At 59.9% G+C, this 2,470-nt stretch carries 2 protein-coding genes; both read right to left on the bottom strand.

Annotated elements, in window-relative coordinates:
• Positions 1-257: 257 nt before the first annotated feature.
• Entirely contained in the window at positions 258-1,268 is a 1,011-nt protein-coding gene (locus NW857_RS12705) for a heme o synthase (RefSeq protein ID WP_414369173.1), read from the bottom strand.
• A 5-nt stretch (positions 1,269-1,273) separates the two neighbouring features.
• Entirely contained in the window at positions 1,274-2,281 is a 1,008-nt protein-coding gene (locus tag NW857_RS12700) for a COX15/CtaA family protein (protein WP_414369172.1), read from the bottom strand.
• Between the last annotated feature and the right edge of the window lie 189 nt (positions 2,282-2,470).

The raw sequence follows: 2,470 nt of genomic DNA, 5'->3' as shown, positions 1-2,470 counted from the left end.
TTCCAAGACAACTTCGGCAAGACGCCCTGAGAGGGTTTGCAAGGCAAGCTGGGCATCGGTAACCTTGGCAACTGTGTCGGCCACTCTGGTTACAGCTTCGGCCAACTGGACAAACCGCGTCTCGATCTCTTCATTCGTCATAGCCGGATCCGTCTAGCGGTGGCTAACCGATCGTAACTTTGGATCAGAGCGGGCTGTAATCCGGAAGAACTGGCTGGCCAACGTGAGTTGTCAACCCAGGGATCCAGCCTTACAAGCTAGCCAGTCAGCGCCAGCAACGTGGTGTAGATCCCCTGCAGCGAGGCGAGGGCTTGATGCCAGAGGGTGTGGGTCGGCGCCCACCTGTCCAGACCCATAGCCCCACACAGCAGCAGCAAATAGAGGTTGGCGAAGGTGAAAAGGGAGGCCGCCCGCTCCCGATTGTGGGGATCCTGCAGCAACTGCACCGCCTTCCAAACCAAGAGGGATCCCAGCAGCGCCGCCACACTCAAGTAAAAGGATCCCAGCACCCGCAAGGGGTAAACCAGCAACAAGCTGACCGGAAGTATCAGCAGCGCGTAGAGGAGAATCTGGGCGGCAGTCAACCTTTCTCCGGCCACCACCGGCAGCATCGGCACGCCGGCGCGGGCGTAGTCTTCCCGCTTCAGAATGGCCAAAGCCCAAAAGTGGGGCGGGGTCCACAAAAAGATGATGGCAAACATCACCCAAGCAGCCCAGCTCAGCTCGCCCGTGGCCGCCGCCCAGCCCACCAAGGGCGGGATCGCTCCTGCCGCTCCCCCGATGACGATGTTCTGGGTGCTGGAACGCTTTAGCCAGTGGGTGTAGACTCCCACGTACACCAGGATCCCCAACATGGCCAAACCGGCGGCCAGCAGGTTGGTGAAATAGGCCAGCAAACCAAAGGAAGTCACGGCTAGGATCCCGGCAAACAGGAGAGCATGTCGCGCCTGAATGCGACCGGAAGGCAAAGGGCGATGGCGAGTTCGCTCCATCATGCGATCGATATCGGCGTCATACACCATGTTGATGACGTTGGCCGCTGCCGCTGCCATCCCGCCCCCCACGAGGGTGACGCCAAACTTCAGGGGATCGCTGTTGCCCGCCATCCACATCGCGCCGGCCGTGGTCATCAGCAAGAGGGCGATGATCTTCGGCTTCACCAACTGGCTATAGCTGCGCAAAACCTGGGATACCGTTCGGTGATGGCAGACTTGGGAAGGGATCCGTGTCGGTGCGGCTCGGTAACGGTCTTGGAAAACATCCTGCATGGAAATCACTCACCGGTCATTTCTGCGGTCATGGCCATCCACCGGGCTTCTTCCCGCTGAGTTCGCATTTGCCAGGCCAGAACCGTAAAGCTCAGCAAACAGGCCAGCAAAGCTGCACCGATCATCTGATGGGCCACCGTCAGCGGCTCCACCTGCAGCCGGTAGCGATAGGTCAAGATGCCGATCCCCACCTGGGCCAACAGCAGGCCGACAGACCCGTGACCCAAGAACTTGAGGAGCCGCGGGATCCGCTTGCGCCTTAGCCCGGTGGCCACCGCCACTGCCAACACCCCAAGGGTAGCCGGAGCCACGCCCAGCAAGTGGCTGTTCATCACCCCGCACAGCTCGCCAGCAGCAAAGCACTGGTGCAAAGCCCATTGAGAAGCCACCAGGGCGCCAAGAAGGCTCTGAACATAGATCAGCAGCACCGCCCCCAAGCCCAGCCAAGGCAGGTAGCCGATAGAAAATGGCCCTTCACCTGGCTGCCCCCGCAGGACAGAGCCCTCAGAACCGGATCTTGTCAAGGCCAGCAATCCCAGGGTGAGCAGCGTGGCAAAGAACAGCAGGCCCGTGCCCAAGTGGGCCGTTACAATGTCAAAGCGCAGCAGCTCCGTCACCGTCAGCCCACCCAGGATCCCTTGCACCAAGACCAGAACAAAAGCCCAGCTCAAGCCCCAGGGCAGCCAAGTAGGCAATGCCCGGCGCTTCAGCCAGGCAAACCCCATCAGAACCAGGGTAGCCAAGCCTACCCCAGAAGCCACCATGCGGTGAAACCATTCCAAAAAGACTCGTAGGTTCATCTGCTGAACAGGCACAAGCTCCCCATAGCAAAGGGGCCAATCCGGACAAGACAGCCCAGCGTTCATGACTCGGGTGGCACTGCCCAGCCCCATCAACAGCCAAGTGGCCACTGCCAGCCCCAGCAGAGCTTGCCCCATGCGCAGGGAAAGCCTGTCAGAAGGCACGGGATCCCGCCGGGAAGAAGGCTGGAATTGAGAGATCGAAGAATCCATCGCAGTTGAGGGCAGAAGATCAAGCCAACAGTTCAAGCAGGCTGTACGGCAGGGATGGGTCGAGCCGACAAAGCCTGGCCGGTTCGGTCTCAACAAGAATGCAAGTTACCCGGCATCCAACCCTAGTCACGAATCTTAAATGCGGTTTTGCGGCTGGCGAAGGCTTTTTAAGAATTTCTTTCTGGAGGC

Origin of the sequence: Synechococcus sp. H55.9 (assembly GCF_047462355.1) — a bacterium.
Lineage (GTDB): Bacteria > Cyanobacteriota > Cyanobacteriia > Thermostichales > Thermostichaceae > Thermostichus.
The sequence above is the reverse complement of the archived record's forward strand: the minus strand, read 5'-3'. Positions and strand labels throughout refer to the sequence as shown.